Raw genomic sequence first — 16054 nt, 5'->3', positions numbered from 1 at the left:
CCGAGGGATGAGCGAGCAGGCCCAGCAGCGGTTCCAACGCGCGGTGAACGCCCTCGATGCCGGCGACGATCGGCTCGCCGTGGCGAGCGCCCACATCCGCTGGGCCGAGTGGAACACCGGCCCGCTCTGCCGCCCCTTGGTCGCCCGGCAGTCCATCAACACCGCCCTGGAAGTCCTTGACAGCGCGGGGCTTTCAGCGTTGCGACCGCGACTTCAAGCCCAGGCGTTCCTCGCGCTCTGCGAGGCGATGGCCGGCGACCCCGATACCTGCGAACAGCTTCTCGACAGCATCGACGCGCAATGCCGCGAGCTGCCCGCCGACCCGATCCGCGACATCCGCCGCCACATCGCCCGCACCCTGGCTCACATCCGGCAAGGTCGCTTCGCGGAAATCGGCGACGCCGGGCGCGCGGCCGCCGCGATCGCCCGCTCGATCGGGCGTGTCGACCTGATGTACGGAGCACTGCTCAACGCAGCAGCGGGCCTCGCGGCCACCGGCGCTTACCGTGAGGCCCTGCAACTTCTCGACGAGATCGCAACCGTGCCCAGCCATGCCGCGCTGCCGCTGGCCATCGAGGCCGACGTGCAACTGTCCCGCGCCTGGCTGATGTCTCGCCTCGGCCGCCACCCCGAAGCTATTCGAGTGGCCACAGCCACGCAGCGTTTAGCAGAACAGATCGGCGGCCCAGAACTTGGGGCCAGCGCCGACGCCGAAACGGGCCGAGTGCTGCTGCGTGCCGGATGCTACGACCAAGCCGCTGAACTCCTCGCGCACGCCCTGGACGTCGAAAGCGCATCGATCGGAAGGCCGTTGGCGCGCCTGCAGCGCGCGGAGGCATTGGCCCGAACAGGCCGACTCGCCGACGCGGAGCACGAACTTGGGGCCGCCGTGCTCGAGCCCATGGGGCGCGGCGACTGGCCCGACACGCTCGTCGCGCGAATGGCGTGGGTGCGCGGGCTGATCGCCGCGGCGCGCAACGACCCCATCGCGGCGAAGCGGTATTTGCAGCGCGCTGCCGCGGGCTGGCGCCGGCGCATCACCACCGCCGATGCCACCGGGTCGACCGCCGCGCTGGCCGACCTGGGACGCCCGGTCATCGGCCAGATCACACCAACCGAAGAACTGGACACCGTCCTGGCCGATCTTGCCCAACTCAACCCCGGGAGCAGCCATGCCGAGCTTTGACGATTCAACCCAGACCTCCGCCGCGCCCGAAGAGGTCTGGATGCTGTTGTATGACCCAGTGCGGTTCCCCGAGTGGTGGACCGGCATCGCGTCGACAATTCCGAGCACCGACGGGGATTACACGATGTTCGTCGAGGGCTATCCCGACTTCCCGATGCCACAAACATTGGACGCCCAAGCCCACGACCGGCGGGTCACCATCTCGTGCATGGTGTCGGATCTGGTGTTCCAGTGGCATCTGGCACCCGCAGATGGCGGCGGCACAACAATTTCAGTGCATGTCGACATCCCCGAGGCCGAAGCCCCGCGGTTGGACATGCAGCGCCAGGTCATCGGATCGTCGCTGCGGAACCTGGGGGAACTGGCGGCCACCGAAATGGCTTGACCAGCACCCGTCACGCCGTCCCCACATCGCGCTGATCATCACCCGTCAGAACAAGATTCAGCGATCGTGCCCATCCCATGGGCCTCACGCATCGCGGTGGCGGTGCACGGCCCGCGACAAGTGCCTCAACATCGTGTCTTCTAGCGTTGCCCCCATGGGCGGGTCGTGAACCGCCATTGAAAGCGCGAATAACACTGCTGCGTCGTTGGTGGCGGCTCATTGATTGACGGTGGATTGACGGTCGATTTCGCACAGTGATCGCGACAGGTTGGCCGAATCGAGAGCGGAGCGTCGCGATGAGCTGTTTGGCGCAGTTGTCGTTAATGCAACAACTGATCAACGCCATCAGGTCACCCAACATGGTGAAAGCCACGAAGGTTTCGCAGGGACGATTCCACTCCACGCGGGGGCGTCGATCAACTAACCTCCTGGTCATCTACAACCAGCGAGTCACAATGCGTGCGGGAGCGACTCTCGTGGTCTCGTTGCTGACCGTCTGCTGCGCACACCCTGCCTCGCCATCCTCAACGCCGTCGATGACCACGAGCGCCGCGCCCGCTCACGCCCAGCAGATCGAGAAGTGGAGGCAGAGCCACAAGACTGAAATCACCACTCTCGGACAGGCACTGACGGACCTCGGCGAGGCGATGACCGCCAACGACTGGAACGCCATCCACCTGAACTGCTCGAAGCTGCCCGCGGCGAGCACACCCATGCGCGACGCGCTCCCTAGCCCCGACGACAGGCTCAACGCGGCTTTCAACGGGATGCTCGACAACGTCGGGGCGGCAGCGAGCGAATGCGCTTCGCTCAACGCGGGTTCCGATGAGATCGACGCCCATAGTTTCATCAGACATCTGGCGCTCGCCGAGGACGACGAGAAGACGGTCGAGGCCATCCTGAAGTAGCGCGCGTAGACGGCAGCGCCGATGTCGGTCAGGCCGGCGATCGGAAGCCCTGGCCGGATCGATAACAAATGTTGTGCCACAGTCTATTTAGAATTCCCTCGCGTGGGCGACTGGCCAACGGGTGTGGTGCGCTGAGCGCTCAATCGATCGACGACGTCGGCCAGGCCGGCGAAGCCGGAGGCCGCAGACATGTCGGCGGCCACGCGCTGGCTGGCTTGGCGGTAGTGCGGCTGATTGAGCACGGCGAGAATGTCGCGGCGCAGGGCCCGTGGTGTGGGTCGTTCACTTCTGATTCGCCTTCCGACTCCGGACCACACGACGCGCGCACCCACTTCGGGTTTGTCCTCCTTGCCGCCGGTGGCTACGATCGGCACGCCGTAGCGCAGCGCATACTGAACGCCGCCATAGCCGCCGTTGGTCACGTAAACCGCGGTGCGCGGCAGCAACTCGTCGTAAGGCAGGTAGGTCGCAGCGCGGGCGTTTGCCGGCAGCGGCGGCAGCGTATCCAATGGGCGCCCGCCAGTGCTGATCACGACCAGAATGTCGTCGGCCGCGAGTGCTTGCAACGTGGGCGCGATCAGCTGTTCGTAGTCGGTGGTGGCGATCGTGCCCTGGGTGACGTGGACGACGGGTCGGCTGCCATCGAGGTCGGCCCACCACTGCGGTAGGGGCGCCTGCGAGCCGGTGGCCGACAGCGGCCCGGCGAAGTGCAGCTCGGCAGGGGCATCGGAGCGGGGGTATTCGAAGGAGGGCACGGTGAACTGCACCAGCGCGTCGGCTCGGCGCCCCCAATCCGCAAGTCCGCCCGGTATGGGGTCGCCGTGGACCTGGCGGTGAAGGTCATCGATGGTCTGATTCGCCTGCCGCACAACCCATCGGTTCACAGCGGCCAGCGCGATGTTGCGGGGCCGGTTGAGTATGCGGGACGGCGGCAGGCCCATCCCGAACGGAGCGGTGTCGACGCTGTCGATCAATAGCGGAATAACCCCGCACATCACGACGGCCGGCCGCGTCGACCGCGGGCGTGTGAGCAGGAATGCGGCGCCGACGAAGGCCGGGTCGGCGAGGACGGCGTCGGCCGGACGGGCCACATGAGCCGCTACGAGCGTGTCGTATTGGGCTTTGGATGGTCGGGCGAAGACGTGTTCGGTGTCGTAGACGATTGCTTTGACGCCCTTCAACCTGGCCCGCTCAGGGCGCTCGAAGACGGTTCGGTCGTCGAAGTCGGCCTCGGCGGACAGCGGTAGGAACGTCGCGCCAAGGGCGCACACCTTGTCGGCGAAGCGCGCTCCGGTGACGAATCGGACGTCGTCACCCCGCTCGACGAAGCTCTTCGCCACCGTCAGGAGCGGCGTGACGTGGCCGTGGATGGGGACGCTGGCGATGATGATCGACGACACATTGTCCCCCGATGCTGCTATTGATGTAACTGCGTACTATTCATTGGCGTGTCACCAAAGTCAATATCTAGGCGGTCGCCTCGTAGGTATCGATCCGAGCTTCGCCTGCGACAAGCGGAACAGACACGCGCGCAGATCCTCGCCACCGCGGGGGAACTGTTCGCTGCCCACGGATACGCAGGCACCTCCCTGGCGAAGATCGCTGCCGCTGCCGGTGTCTCGGCGCAGACTGTGCATGGACTGGGGTCCAAGGCCGCTTTGTTGATCGCCGCCATCGAATACGCGGCGGTCGGCGTGGCAGGCGAAGAGAACCTCCTCAATGTGGATATGGGCCGTGCCCTGCTGGCTATCGACGACTTCGAGAAGTGCCTGGACTTCATCGCTGCGGCCCAAACCAGCGGCCATGAACGGACGGCCCGCTTGGCGCTGGCACTCATCGGTGGAGCCGGGTCTGATCCCGCGTTGGAGCGCTACCTGAAGGACTACATCGCGCGCCTCAACAGAAATGGCCGACGAGTCCTAAGTGTCTATCGGGACCGGGGATGGCTTCGTTCCGACGTACCGTTCGACGAGCTCGTCGAGACGACCGCCGTTGTCTGCAGCGTGGAGACCTACCTGCGGATCACCCATCACGACGGATGGACCGTGGCCGCCTACAAATCATGGCTCCGACGTATGCTTGCCGAGACGATTTTCCATCCACCCCAGGCGAGTTGACGCTACAGCCGTGGGGGAACCCTGACACGCGGACGGCCCTCGGGCGCGCTCAGACCGAACATCGTAGACAGCGCCTAAAACCCTCGAAACCAACGCAATCGGGCTCGGGCGCGTTGCGGGCCCAGCCACTTCTACCCCGTGTACTTACGCCCAGCCAGACGAGCAACACCGCCATCGCGACCAGCAAAATCGAGGCCACCTCTACTTCGCCTACTTCGCCGGATGCCACCGTCGGCGTTGCACCTCAATGACACCTATGAGATGCCACACTGCCAGTACGCAGATTCCGATCACGGCCTGGCGCACCGGCCTCGGCGGCGTCGGATCCGTCATCACGCTCTCCTCGAAGTGGTGGTGGAAGCGCTCAGCATAGACAGCAGCAGTGCGGTGGTAACCGTCCCGCGTCCGCCTCAGAACGTCAGTTTGGCTCTAAAACCGGGTTGATCGGAGTGTCGGGAACTCGCCCGATGTGCTGGTCGACGACGTTGAGGAGGGCGGCGAACCCGCCGGATGCGCGCATTTCGGCGGCGATGCGTTGGCTGGCTTGACGGTAGCGGGGCTCACGAAGGACCGCCAGGACCGCCCGCCGCAGGGCTTTGGGAGTCGGCCGCTCGGTCCGCAGGCGCAGACCGGTACTCGACCACGCGACGCGCGCGCCGACTTCGGGTTTGTCCTCCTTGCCGCCGGTGGTGACGATCGGTAGCCCGTAGCGCAGGGCGTATTGAACTCCGCCGTAGCCGCCGTTGGTGACGAAAACGTCGGTGCGGGGGAGCAAGTCGTCATAGGGCAGGTACGTTGCGGCCCGCGCGTTGGCGGGCAGCGGTGGCAGTGTGTCGAGCGGGCGCCCACCCGTTGTCACCGCGACCAGTACATCCTCGCCGGCGAGCGCTTCGAGGGTGGGCGCGATGACCTGGGCGTAGTCCTTGTTGGCGACCGTGCCTTGGGTGACGTGGATGACGGGGCGCGAGCCATCGAGGTCGTCCCACCAGTCCGGCAGTGCTGCTTGCGATCCGGTGGCGCTCAGTGGGCCGACGAAATGAAGCTGCGGCGGCGCATCCGAGCGGGGATATTCGAACGAGCGGACGGTGAACTGGACGATCGCGTCGGCCCAGGCGCCCCAGTTCAGTATCTGGCCGGGCAGTGCTTGGCCATGCACGGCACGGTGCAGCCGATCGAGGGTGTCGTCGGCTGACGCCCAGAGGTGGTGGTTCAGCGCGGCCAAAAGGGCGTTGCGCTGACGGTTGCACAACCCTGCCGGGGGCAAGCCCATGCCAAACGGCGCGGTGTCGGTGCTGGGATGCATAAGCGGGATCACACCGCACATGAGGACCGCCGGGCGCGTCGGGCGCAGATGGGCGAGCAGGAACGCGGCACCGAGGAATGCCGGTTCGGCGAGCACGACATCTGCCGGCTGTGTCTTGTGGGCGGACATGAGCGTTTCGTATTGCTGCTTGGCCGGGTTGGCGAAGACGTGCTCGACGTCGAAGGTGGCCGCCCGCAAGCCTTTTAACCTGGCGCGCTCGGGGAACGTCGCGTCCAGATCGTCGAAGTCGACCTCCGCTTCGAGCGGCAACGCGACATGCGTGGCACCGGTCGCGGCGACCCGATCGGCGAAGGCCGCTCCGGTGACGAAGCGCACGTCATCGCCGCGCTCGACGAAACCCCTCGCAACCGTCAGCAGCGGCGTGACGTGCCCATGGGCGGGACAGGCGGCGATGATGACCGACGACATCGCTCCCCTCCAGTCCGCGTTGAATACTGTGATGTAGTATTAACTACCATGGTACAGCAGTCAATATCTCGGGTGTACCGATCCCGGCTGCGCCAACAGCAGGCCGCACAGACGCGATCGAAGGTGGTCGCGGCGGCCGCGGAGCTGTTCGCCAGCCAGGGTTACGCCCGCACCACGTTCGCGAAAATCGCGACGGCCGCAGGTGTTTCGGCGGAAACGGTTCAGGCGCACGGCCCCAAGGCGGCGCTGCTGCGAGCCGCGTTCGAGTACGTGGCGTTCGGCATCACCGACCAGGACAGTGTGTTCGACCTCGAGCTCGGCCGGGGTCTGCTGGCGATCAACGACCGCGACGAAGCCATCAGCTACCTTGTCGCCGCCGCCACCGACATGTACGGCCGTGGCGTGTCATTGATCATGGCGCTGGCCGGGGCGGCGACCGTCGACCCCGAGTTGGGCCGCTACTACGCCGATGTCGTGGCCGACGTGACTCTTCAGAACCGACGACTACTCGCTGTGTGCCGCGACCGGGGATGGATACGCGACGACATTCCGATCGACGACATCGTGGAGACGACAGCGGTCCTGTTCAGCGCGGAAACCTACCACCGGATCGTGCACCACGACGGCATGACTGTGGATACCTACCGCAGGTGGCTGCGGAGAATGCTGGACGAGACGGTATTCCAGCATGGGTAAGGCCAAAGGCCCGTTCGGCGGGTCGTCGCACTGCTCGGCGAGCGCCGAGCAGGTATGGACGGTATGCACCAAGCCCGCGGAGTGGCCAGGTGATGCCATTGTGATGGCCAACATCGACGGCCCGCTCGCGGTGGGGGCGAAGATCACGATGCGGGTAAAGCGCCACCCACCACTGAGATTGACCGTCACCCGAGTCGAAGCCCCAAAGATGTGGACCGCAGTGGCCAAAGGGCCCGGATTGACCGAGACCATCGATCTCCTCGTCGAGCCCAAGGATTCGGGCACATTGATCACACAGCGCAGCGTCTTCACCGGCCCGCTAGCTTCCATCGCCGCGCGAATACTGGGCGGAACGGTGCGCAAGACTTTCCAGGCGACCACGGCACACTTTGGGCGACTGGCCGAGCGACGCGTGCGGGGTGTCGTCGGCCATTGACAGCCTGGAATAGCTCTGCTGTGTCGCTGGTAGCGGTCCATCGATTGCCGGTGGATTGACGGTCGATTGTGCACAGTGATCGCCACAGGTTGGCCGAATCGATAGCGGAGGAGGTCACCATGACCGCAGCAAGCCAAAAGGGAAAATCTGTGACCTCTCATGACGAGTACCTGTGGTTGGAGGACATCAGCGGCGAGCGCGCACTGAGTTGGGTCGCAGGGATCAATGCGGCGCCCAGAATGTTTCGGATCGTGCCGTTTGGCGACAGCCACATCTCCTTGAGGTTGAATTCCTTGACGCGAGCCTCGTCAGGAGTGATCGTCGCGCACTTGACGCCGACGCCGTGGCGCTTGATCGCTTCGGCGGCTTCGGTGGTCACCTGGTCGTCGGTGGCGTCGCGGTGTTCGATCCCAAGGTCGTAGTAGTCCAAGTCAACATCGAGGTACGGGAGGATCAACTGCTCCTTGATCATCTTCCAGATGATCCGAGTCATCTCGTCGCCGTCGAGCTCTACTACCGTGCCTTCGACCTGATCTTGGACATGTAAGTCCGCCGCCTCCTACGCCTGTGCGCCCTCCAACAGCGCATTGAGCGTCTTGCTCGGTCGCATCACCGCTGTGGTCTTCTCGCGATCGGGGTAGTAGTAGCCGCCGATGTCCACCGAATTGCCTTGCGCCTCGCCGAGTTCGGCCACGATCGCGTCTTCGTTTTCGGCCAAGGCCTTAGCGAGCGCCGCGAAATGCTCGGCCAGTTTCTCGTCCTCGCTCTGTGCGGCGAGTTCTTGCGCCCAGTACATGGCGAGGTAGAACTGGCTGCCACGGTTGTCGAGCTCACCGGTCTTGCGCGACGGGCTCTTGTTGTTGTCGAGCAGCTTCCCGATCGCGGCATCCAGCGTCTTGCCGAGGATAGTCGCCTGCTTGTTGCCGGCCTTCGCGCCCATGTCTTCGAGGCTGGCGCCCAGTGCGAGGAACTCGCCGAGCGAATCCCAGCGCAGATGGTTCTCCTCCACCAGCTGCTTGACGTGCTTGGGCGCCGAACCGCCCGCGCCCGTCTCGTACATGCCGCCGCCGGCCATCAGCGGCACAATCGACAGCATCTTGGCGCTGGTGCCCAGTTCCAGGATCGGGAACAGATCGGTGAGGTAGTCGCGCAAGATGTTTCCGGTCGCGGCGATGGTGTCCTGTCCGCGGACCACGCGTTCTATCGTGTACCGCATCGCCCACACCTGCGGCATGATCTGGATGTGTAGGCCCTCGGTGTCGTGGTCCTTAAGATAAGCCTTGACCTTCTTGCGCAACTCGGCCTCGTGCGGGCGTTCGGTATCCAGCCAGAACACCACCGTCATACCGGACGCCCGGGCGCGGCTGACAGCGAGCTTGACCCAATCCTGAATTGGGGCATCCTTGACGACCGGCATGCGCCAGATGTCGCCGGACTCGACGTTCTGCGTCAGCAGCACCTCGTCGGTGTCGATGTCGACGATGTTGGCGACGCCGTCCTCGGGGATCTCGAAGGTCTTGTCGTGGCTGCCGTACTCTTCGGCCTTCTGCGCCATCAGGCCGACGTTCGGGACGGTGCCCATGGTCGTCGGGTCGAACTGCCCGTTGGTCTTACACCAGTTGATCATCTCCTGGTACATGCGGGAGAACGTGGATTCGGGGTTCACCGCCTTGGTGTCCTTGGTCCGCCCGTCGGCGCCGTACATCTTGCCGCCCAACCTGATCATCGCGGGCATTGACGCATCCACGATGACGTCACTGGGTGAGTGAAAGTTCGTGATCCCCCTGGCCGAATCGACCATGGCCAGCTCCGGCCGGTGCTCGTGGCACGCATGGATGTCGTTGATGATTTCCTCGCGCAGCGAGGCCGGCAGCGCCTCGATCTTGTCGTAGAGATCGGACATCCCGTTGTCGACGTTGACGTCCAGTTCGTCGAACAGCTTCTGGTGCTTAGCGAACGCGTCTTTGTAGAAGACCTTCACCGCGTGTCCGAAGACGATGGGGTGGCTGACCTTCATCATCGTCGCCTTGACGTGCAGGGAGAACATGACGCCGGTTTCGTAGGCGTCCTGCATCTGTTCTTCGTAGAAGTCGCAAAGGGCCTTCTTGCTCATGAACATGCTGTCGATGATGTCGCCCTCGTCCAACGCCACCTCGGGCTTGAGCACGATGGTTTCGCCGCTCTTGGTTTCCAGCACCATCTTGACCTTGCGCGCCTTGTCGAGCGTCATCGACTTCTCGCCGTGGTAGAAGTCGCCGTGCTTCATGGTCGCGACGTGCGTGCGCGAAGCCATCGACCATTCGCCCATGCTGTGCGGGTGTTTGCGCGCGTACTCCTTGACGGCCTTGGGTGCGCGCCGGTCCGAGTTGCCTTCGCGCAGCACCGGGTTCACCGCGCTGCCCAGCACCTTGGCGTAGCGCTCCTTGATCGCCTTTTCCTCGTCGGTCTTCGGCTCTCCCGGATAGTCCGGTACCGCGTAGCCCTTGCCTTGCAGTTCCTTGACGGCGGCCACCAGCTGTGGCACCGACGCGCTGATGTTCGGCAACTTGATGATGTTGGTATCGGGCAGATGCGTCAGCCGGCCCAGTTCGCCGAGGTTGTCCGGCACACGCTGCTCTGCGGTGAGGCAGTCGCCGAACTCGGCCAGGATGCGTGCCGCCACAGAGATGTCACTGCTTTCGACGTTGATCCCCGCGGGCTCGGTGAAGGTCCGGATGATCGGCAGAAACGCGTAGGTCGCAAGCAGCGGCGCTTCGTCGGTCAGCGTGTAAATGATGGTCGGCTGCTCGGCGCTCATGGCTGTTCTCCCACGTCAGTTTCGATCAGATTCAAGGGCGGCTCGGCGTTGTGATCGCCTCCGCTGCGTCGGGCGCCAGACTACAAGCACCGCCGAGCGCGCGAAGGGCCAGCTTTGGCTACTGACCAGTAGCTTCTGCGCTGCGGAAGATGGGGAATTTCTCCCGATGTTTCGGGCCTTTGCCACGGCGACGATTGCGGTGACCGACTGAGAACAAAACGCGTCGCTGGCACCCAGTCAGCGGCATGCGATACGCTTCTCTCCGGTCATGAGTGCCAGCGTCAAGCCCCGGCTTGCTGGCCGGCAACCCTCCAACCGCGGTGGGGTGCCCCGGGTGATGACCAGGTTGAGTAGCTGAAACCAGCTACCGGCAAGCGCGGGTCCGTTGTGACGGGCCCCCAGAGAAGACAGGCGGAGGTCCGGCGTGCGCAGTTGTCGCTGAGTGCGTCGCACCGAGCCCAGCCGGCCCATCACACCAGGAGTAGCACCCATGAGCACCGAAAACACCCTCGACGACCCCACCGCGAGATGGTCGTTTGAGACCAAGCAGATCCACGCCGGCCAGACGCCCGACGCCGCGACCAACGCGCGGGCGCTGCCGATCTACCAGACCACCTCATACACGTTCCGAGACACCGACCACGCCGCCGCGCTGTTCGGCCTTGCCGAAACCGGCAACATCTACACACGGATCATGAACCCGACGCAGGACGTCGTCGAGCAGCGCATCGCCGCGCTCGAGGGCGGCGTCGCGGCGTTGTTCCTCTCGTCCGGCCAGGCCGCCGAAACCTTTGCGATCCTCAACCTCGCCAACGCCGGCGACCACATCGTGTCGAGCCCGCGCCTCTACGGCGGCACCTACAACCTGTTCCACTACACGCTGCCCAAGCTCGGCATCGAGGTCAGCTTCGTGGAGAACCCGGATGACCTCGAGTCGTGGCGCGCCGCGGTGCGGCCGAACACCAAGGCATTCTTCGGCGAGACCATCTCCAATCCGCAGAACGACATCCTCGACATTCCCAACGTCGCGGCGGTCGCCCACGACTCCGGCGTGCCGTTGATCGTCGACAACACCGTCGCCACCCCGTATCTGATCCAGCCGCTCGCTCACGGCGCCGACATCGTCGTCCATTCGGCCACCAAGTACCTCGGCGGGCACGGCTCGGCGATCGCAGGCGTGATCGTCGACGGCGGCACCTTCGACTGGACCAACGGCAAGTTTCCCGGCTTCACCACGCCCGACCCGAGCTACCACGGGGTGATTTTCGCCGAGCTGGGCCCGCCGGCGTTCGCGCTCAAGGCCCGGGTGCAGCTGCTGCGCGACCTCGGCTCGGCCGCCGCGCCCTTTAATGCCTTCCTGATCGCACAGGGACTAGAGACGCTGAGCCTGCGCGTTGAGCGACATGTGACCAACGCACAGAAGGTCGCCGAATATCTGGCCGGGCACGAGGACGTGCTCTCGGTGAACTACGCAGGCCTGCCCAGCTCGCCGTGGTACGAGCTTGGAAGGAAGCTGGCCCCCAGGGGGACCGGTGCGGTACTCGCCTTCGAGCTGGCCGGCGGTATCGACGCGGGCAAGGCGTTCGTCAACGGGCTCACGCTGCACAGCCATGTCGCCAACATCGGCGACGTGCGGTCGCTGGTCATTCATCCGGCATCGACGACGCACGCGCAACTCACTCCCGAGGAGCAATTGGCCACTGGTGTGACGCCGGGCCTGGTGCGGCTGGCCGTCGGGATCGAGGGTATCGACGACATCATCGCCGATCTCGAACAGGGCTTCGCCGCCGCCGAACCGTTCAGGGCGGCGTCATGACGGTCTTCGACGTGTCTGCCGCGACGCTGCCGGCCGAGGGCGAGGTCGGGTTGGTCGACATCGGTTCGCTGACTTTGGAGAACGGCGCGGTCATCGAGGACGTCACGATCGCGGTGCAACGGTGGGGCGAGCTGTCGCCGAACCGCGACAACGTGGTCGTCGTGCTGCACGCGCTCACGGGCGACTCGCACGTCACCGGCCCGAACGGTCCAGGTGACGAAACAGAGGGCTGGTGGGAAGGCGTAGCCGGACCCGGCGCACCGATCGACACCAGCCGCTGGTGTGCAATTGCCACCAACGTGCTGGGCGGGTTTCGCGGGTCGACGGGACCGAGCTCACTGGCACCCGACGGAAAACCTTGGGGCTCAAGGTTTCCGCTGGCCTCCGTGCGCGACCAGGTCGAGGCCGACATCGCGGCCATGGCGGCTCTGGGCATCACCGAGGTGGCCGCGGTCGTCGGCGGTTCGATGGGCGGCGCGCGGGCGCTCGAATGGATGGTCAGCCATCCCGACAAGGTGCGATCGGCTCTCGTTCTCGCGGTCGGGGCACGCGCCACCGCGGACCAGATCGGCACCCAGAGCACCCAAGTCGCCGCGATCAAGTCCGACCCGGACTGGCAGAACGGCGACTACTACGGCACTGGCCGCTCCCCCGACCTGGGCATGGAGATCGCGCGGCGATTCGCGCATCTGACGTATCGCGGTGAGGTCGAATTGGACACCCGGTTCGCCAACGATCCGCAGGGCGACGAGAACCCGGCGACCGGTGGACGCTATGCGGTGCAGAGCTATCTCGAGTATCAAGGCCGCAAGCTGCTGGCGCGCTTCGACGCAGGTACCTATGTGGCCCTGACGGAAGCGCTGTCCAGCCATGATGTGGGTCGGGGCCGCGGCGGCGTTGAGGCCGCGCTGCGCAACTGCCCGGTGCCGGTGGTCGTCGGCGGCATCACGTCGGACCGGCTCTACCCGCTACGGCTGCAGGAGGAATTGGCCGAGCTCTTGCCCGGTTGTACGGGATTGAACGTGATCGACTCGATCTACGGTCACGACGGATTTCTTCTGGAGACAGAGGCGGTTGGGAAATTGATCCGCGAGACGCTGGAGTTGGCCTCGAAGTGACCCGCTCCCGGCAGCAACGCTCACTGTCCTTCGGCGCGGAAGCCGCGGCATACGAGCGGGGCCGTCCGTCCTATCCACCCGAGGCGATCGACTGGCTGCTGCCGTCTGGCGCCCACGACGTGCTCGACCTCGGAGCGGGTACAGGCAAGCTGACGACCCGGCTGGTGGAACGCGGCCTCGACGTCGTCGCGGTCGACCCCATCCCGGAAATGCTGGAGCTACTGAGCAGTTCACTGCCCGACACTCCGGCGCTGCTGGGGACGGCCGAAGAGATCCCGCTAGCGGACGACAGCGTGGACGCCGTCCTGGTCGCGCAAGCATGGCACTGGTTCGACACCGAACGCGCCGTCAAGGAGGTGGCGCGGGTATTGCGCCCTGGGGGCAGGCTGGGTCTCGTGTGGAATGCTCGCGACGAGCGGCTCGGCTGGGTCAAGGACCTGGGCCGCATCATCGGGCATGAGGACGCGCAATTCAACGACAAGACAACGCTTCCCGACGCGTTCGCCGAAGTCGAGCATCATCTCGTCGAGTGGACGAATTACCTGACGCCCCAAGCCCTTATCGACCTCGTCGCGTCTCGCAGTTACTGCATCACGTCGCCGGAGAAGGTACGCACCCGCACGCTCGATCGCGTCCGCGAATTGCTGTCCACCCATCCGGCACTGGCCAACACCAACGGGCTGGCGCTGCCCTACGTCACGGTGTGCATCCGCGCGACGCTCTCGTAACGCCTAGCGCGTGATGTAGTCGCCGATGACGGCGGTTCCCGGACCGGGACGTGCGCCGGGTCCGGCCGCTGCAATAGCGTTGTCCGACTTGAGTTCTCCACCACATTCGGCGCAGACCGTCTTCGCGGTTGTGACGTGCCCGCAGTCGGTGTGGACGATCAGCGCGGGCGGGCCGTCCGGGTCGGCCAGCCATTTGTCGCCCCACGCGAGCAGCGTGGCGATGACCGGATACAGATCGCGCCCCTTGTCGGTGAGCACATAGTCGTGGCGCACCGGCATTGATTGATACTGACGACGTTCAACGACGCCGTGACGCTCGAGATCGTCCAGGCGAGCGGCGAGCACGTTGGACGCGATGCCGAGATCGCGCCGAATGTCCTCGAACCGGCTCATCCCGGCGAACAGGTCGCGCAGGATCAGCGGCGTCCACCGCTGCCCGACGACATCAACGGTGCGCGCTATCGAGACGCGATGGTGCTCGAACTCGACGACGCCGGATTGATCCGCCGGATTCGTCCGCATCTGCGGCCGCTGCTGGCGACGATTCTGTTCACACTGCTACTCGGACCCAAGCTCGTCAGCCATCCCGGCGTCGTTCGCCGGGCGCTACTCCGCAGGCCCGAACCAGCGGCTTAGTGCAATTGACAGCCGGACTTCGTCGTCGGTCCCGAAATCGTCGGTCGCCCAAGCGACGTAGCCGTCGGGGCGAATCAGCAAGGCCCGCACCGGATAATCCTCGATCGAGGACACCACGGCGTCGACCCGGTCAATCCACTCCTGCGCGGCCTCGGCCACCTCGCCGCCCGACAGATCCAGCAAAACAGGGCGCGCGGCATGCAGCAGGTCGGTGACACGTCGTCCGTCGTCGAGGGTCAGATCGGGCACCAACCGTCCGGCCAGAGGATGGTCGTTACCGACGTCGTAGCGGACGTCGGAGCCGGCGAGCAGGTGTGCCATGTGCTCGGCGACGCTCGGTAGCCGCAGCAGCTCCGTGAAAAGTTCTCGCAGCGCAGCGATTTCGGGTCCGGGACCGAACAGCGCGGTCTGAGACATGGAGTGCATCATCACCCGCTCGCCGACGGGATACCGCTCGCTGTGATAGGTGTCCAGCAGATCCGCAGGCGCCCCGCCGTTGACCGCGGCCGCCAGCTTCCAGCCGAGGTTCATGGCATCCTGCAGCCCCAGGTTCAGCCCGGGCCCACCCATCGCGGAATGCACGTGTGCGGAATCGCCGAGCAGGAACACGTTCCCGGCCCGGTAGCGATCAGCCTGGCGGGTGTTCTGACCGGCGATGCGGCGCAAGGCATGTGGCCCGTCACCGACGGGCGGCTCGATGGGCAGATCGACACCGAGCACCCGACGGGCGCTGTCGCGCAACTCATCGAGGGTCATCGGCTCGGATTCGTCCGCGTACTGGTCGTACTCGATGGTGCCGACCATCTGGCGATCGCGTTCGAACGGGGCATAGATGAGCCCACCATGGTCGAGTCGGTTATGGCCGAACGGCAGCGGCCCCACGCCGGGCACGTCCAGAGCGCCGTTGGCGGTGAGCATTTCGTCAGGGACGCGGACATGCGCGATGCGGGCAACGGTGTTCGACGTGTGGCCAGGAAATTCGATGCCTGCCAGTTTTCGCACCGTGCTGCGTCCGCCGTCGGCGCCGACGAGGTAGGTCGCCTCCAGAACGTAAGCCTCGTCCGATGACGACGCGCTCACTGTGACACCGTCGGACCGCGATTCGAAGCCGATCAGCTCATGGCCCCAACGGATGTCGACGCCGAGCTCGCGGGCACGCTCGTCGAGTATTCGGACGAGCCGCGGCTGCGGGATCATCAGCGCATACATCGGGTTGTCCGGGACGCCGAACAGCGGCACGGACATGCCGCTGAATATCCACTCGTACACGGGAGGCGGTGGATCGTGTAAACCACTGAGCCGTTGGTACAGCCCGCGCATGTCCAGTAGCCGAATCACCTGCCCGACCATGCCGTTGGCCTTCAGCTCGTCGCTAGGTGCGGGTAGCCGCTCCAGCACGACGGGCCGGACGCCGGCCAACGCGAGTTCGCAGGCGAGCATCAACCCGTTGGGCCCCGCTCCTGAGATGACCACGGGGGCTTCAGTTTCGGACATCGGCA

The 16054-nt window shown here is 65.3% G+C and carries 16 protein-coding genes, 1 pseudogene and 1 riboswitch; of the genes and pseudogenes, 10 read left to right on the top strand and 7 right to left on the bottom strand.

The annotated features are described in order from the left end of the window. From VJV41_RS12100 to VJV41_RS12090, 3 genes are all read left to right on the top strand, one after another. Nucleotides 1-1186, top strand: a 1186-nt coding sequence (locus VJV41_RS12100) for a hypothetical protein (protein ID WP_325333951.1), incomplete at its 5' end; no start/stop codon positions are given. After that, the gene (locus tag VJV41_RS12095; RefSeq protein WP_325333949.1) at nucleotides 1173-1571 is read left to right on the top strand and encodes an SRPBCC family protein; all 399 of its coding nucleotides are present in this window, start codon (nucleotides 1173-1175) and stop codon (nucleotides 1569-1571) included. The genes VJV41_RS12100 and VJV41_RS12095, both read left to right, overlap by 14 nt. A 536-nt stretch (nucleotides 1572-2107) precedes the next feature. Continuing rightward, the gene (locus tag VJV41_RS12090; RefSeq protein WP_325333947.1) at nucleotides 2108-2479 is read left to right on the top strand and encodes a hypothetical protein; all 372 of its coding nucleotides are present in this window, start codon (nucleotides 2108-2110) and stop codon (nucleotides 2477-2479) included. An 83-nt stretch (nucleotides 2480-2562) separates the two neighbouring features. Here VJV41_RS12090 and VJV41_RS12085 read toward each other — a convergent pair whose 3' ends face one another. Continuing rightward, on the bottom strand, nucleotides 2563-3879 hold the full coding sequence (locus tag VJV41_RS12085) for a glycosyltransferase (RefSeq protein ID WP_325333945.1): 1317 nt from the start codon (nucleotides 3877-3879) through the stop codon (nucleotides 2563-2565). A gap of 48 nt (nucleotides 3880-3927) precedes the next feature. Here VJV41_RS12085 and VJV41_RS12080 point away from each other — a divergent pair, with 48 nt between their 5' ends. Then, nucleotides 3928-4596 (top strand): TetR/AcrR family transcriptional regulator, encoded by a 669-nt coding sequence (locus VJV41_RS12080; protein ID WP_325333943.1) that lies wholly within the window; start codon nucleotides 3928-3930, stop codon nucleotides 4594-4596. 210 nt (nucleotides 4597-4806) lie between these two features. Here VJV41_RS12080 and VJV41_RS12075 read toward each other — a convergent pair whose 3' ends face one another. Both VJV41_RS12075 and VJV41_RS12070 read right to left on the bottom strand, forming a co-directional pair. Then, nucleotides 4807-4929 carry a hypothetical protein gene (locus tag VJV41_RS12075; protein WP_325333941.1) on the bottom strand — a complete coding sequence of 41 codons (123 nt, stop codon included), beginning with the start codon at nucleotides 4927-4929 and terminating at the stop codon, nucleotides 4807-4809. Between the two features lie 85 nt (nucleotides 4930-5014). Beyond that, nucleotides 5015-6328 carry a glycosyltransferase gene (locus tag VJV41_RS12070; RefSeq protein WP_325333939.1) on the bottom strand — a complete coding sequence of 438 codons (1314 nt, stop codon included), beginning with the start codon at nucleotides 6326-6328 and terminating at the stop codon, nucleotides 5015-5017. Nucleotides 6329-6376: 48 nt separating this feature from the next. On the opposite strand from VJV41_RS12070, the gene VJV41_RS12065 reads away from it, so the two are divergent. After that, a complete protein-coding gene (locus tag VJV41_RS12065) occupies nucleotides 6377-7024 on the top strand; it encodes a helix-turn-helix domain-containing protein (protein WP_325333938.1) in 648 nt (215 codons plus the stop codon). Further along, a complete protein-coding gene (locus tag VJV41_RS12060; RefSeq protein ID WP_325333936.1) occupies nucleotides 7017-7460 on the top strand; it encodes an SRPBCC family protein in 444 nt (147 codons plus the stop codon). Before VJV41_RS12065 ends, VJV41_RS12060 begins: the two co-directional genes overlap by 8 nt. 175 nt (nucleotides 7461-7635) lie before the next feature. Here VJV41_RS12060 and VJV41_RS12055 read toward each other — a convergent pair. Both VJV41_RS12055 and VJV41_RS12050 read right to left on the bottom strand, forming a co-directional pair. Then, nucleotides 7636-7992, bottom strand: a pseudogene (locus tag VJV41_RS12055) (isocitrate/isopropylmalate family dehydrogenase); the annotation flags it as partial. 27 nt (nucleotides 7993-8019) lie between these two features. Beyond that, a complete protein-coding gene (locus tag VJV41_RS12050; RefSeq protein ID WP_325333934.1) occupies nucleotides 8020-10257 on the bottom strand; it encodes an NADP-dependent isocitrate dehydrogenase in 2238 nt (745 codons plus the stop codon). A gap of 264 nt (nucleotides 10258-10521) precedes the next feature. Next, a riboswitch (SAM riboswitch) is annotated at nucleotides 10522-10640 on the top strand. A gap of 107 nt (nucleotides 10641-10747) precedes the next feature. On the opposite strand from VJV41_RS12050, the gene VJV41_RS12045 reads away from it, so the two are divergent. From VJV41_RS12045 to VJV41_RS12035, 3 genes are read left to right on the top strand one after another with little or no spacing between them, the layout of a single operon-like run. Beyond that, nucleotides 10748-12073 (top strand): bifunctional o-acetylhomoserine/o-acetylserine sulfhydrylase, encoded by a 1326-nt coding sequence (locus VJV41_RS12045; RefSeq protein ID WP_325333932.1) that lies wholly within the window; start codon nucleotides 10748-10750, stop codon nucleotides 12071-12073. Continuing rightward, nucleotides 12070-13191 carry a homoserine O-acetyltransferase MetX gene (metX, locus tag VJV41_RS12040; protein ID WP_325333930.1) on the top strand — a complete coding sequence of 374 codons (1122 nt, stop codon included), beginning with the start codon at nucleotides 12070-12072 and terminating at the stop codon, nucleotides 13189-13191. Before VJV41_RS12045 ends, metX begins: the two co-directional genes overlap by 4 nt. Then, nucleotides 13188-13919, top strand: coding sequence for a class I SAM-dependent methyltransferase (locus tag VJV41_RS12035; RefSeq protein WP_325333928.1), 732 nt, complete (start codon nucleotides 13188-13190; stop codon nucleotides 13917-13919). The genes metX and VJV41_RS12035 overlap by 4 nt, the downstream gene beginning before the upstream one ends. Before the next feature lie 3 nt (nucleotides 13920-13922). Here the strand turns inward: VJV41_RS12035 and VJV41_RS12030 are convergent, their stop codons facing one another. Beyond that, nucleotides 13923-14312 (bottom strand): helix-turn-helix domain-containing protein, encoded by a 390-nt coding sequence (locus VJV41_RS12030; protein ID WP_325333926.1) that lies wholly within the window; start codon nucleotides 14310-14312, stop codon nucleotides 13923-13925. Here VJV41_RS12030 and VJV41_RS12025 point away from each other — a divergent pair. After that, a complete protein-coding gene (locus VJV41_RS12025; RefSeq protein ID WP_325333924.1) occupies nucleotides 14202-14555 on the top strand; it encodes a hypothetical protein in 354 nt (117 codons plus the stop codon). The genes VJV41_RS12030 and VJV41_RS12025 overlap by 111 nt on opposite strands. On the opposite strand, the gene VJV41_RS12020 is transcribed toward VJV41_RS12025, so the two are convergent. Further along, nucleotides 14526-16049, bottom strand: a complete 1524-nt coding sequence (locus VJV41_RS12020) for an FAD-dependent monooxygenase (protein ID WP_325333922.1) — start codon at nucleotides 16047-16049, stop codon at nucleotides 14526-14528. The genes VJV41_RS12025 and VJV41_RS12020 overlap by 30 nt on opposite strands. Nucleotides 16050-16054 lie beyond the last annotated feature (5 nt).

Source organism: Mycobacterium sp. (genome assembly GCF_035274705.1).
In the GTDB taxonomy this organism is placed as follows: domain Bacteria; phylum Actinomycetota; class Actinomycetes; order Mycobacteriales; family Mycobacteriaceae; genus Mycobacterium.
This window is presented reverse-complemented; position numbering and strand designations above follow the sequence as displayed.

Excerpts from the sequence above, each read along its gene's own strand:
- VJV41_RS12095 (WP_325333949.1), top strand. The coding sequence starts at position 1,173 with ATGCCGAGCTTTGACGATTCAACCCAGACCTCCGCCGCGCCCGAAGAG.
- VJV41_RS12090 (WP_325333947.1), top strand. The coding sequence starts at position 2,108 with ATGACCACGAGCGCCGCGCCCGCTCACGCCCAGCAGATCGAGAAGTGG.
- VJV41_RS12075 (WP_325333941.1), bottom strand. The coding sequence starts at position 4,929 with ATGACGGATCCGACGCCGCCGAGGCCGGTGCGCCAGGCCGTGATCGGA.
- VJV41_RS12070 (WP_325333939.1), bottom strand. The coding sequence starts at position 6,328 with ATGTCGTCGGTCATCATCGCCGCCTGTCCCGCCCATGGGCACGTCACG.
- VJV41_RS12065 (WP_325333938.1), top strand. The coding sequence starts at position 6,377 with ATGGTACAGCAGTCAATATCTCGGGTGTACCGATCCCGGCTGCGCCAA.
- VJV41_RS12060 (WP_325333936.1), top strand. The coding sequence starts at position 7,017 with ATGGGTAAGGCCAAAGGCCCGTTCGGCGGGTCGTCGCACTGCTCGGCG.
- VJV41_RS12050 (WP_325333934.1), bottom strand. The coding sequence starts at position 10,257 with ATGAGCGCCGAGCAGCCGACCATCATTTACACGCTGACCGACGAAGCG.
- VJV41_RS12045 (WP_325333932.1), top strand. The coding sequence starts at position 10,748 with ATGAGCACCGAAAACACCCTCGACGACCCCACCGCGAGATGGTCGTTT.
- metX (WP_325333930.1), top strand. The coding sequence starts at position 12,070 with ATGACGGTCTTCGACGTGTCTGCCGCGACGCTGCCGGCCGAGGGCGAG.
- VJV41_RS12030 (WP_325333926.1), bottom strand. The coding sequence starts at position 14,312 with ATGAGCCGGTTCGAGGACATTCGGCGCGATCTCGGCATCGCGTCCAAC.
- VJV41_RS12020 (WP_325333922.1), bottom strand. The coding sequence starts at position 16,049 with ATGTCCGAAACTGAAGCCCCCGTGGTCATCTCAGGAGCGGGGCCCAAC.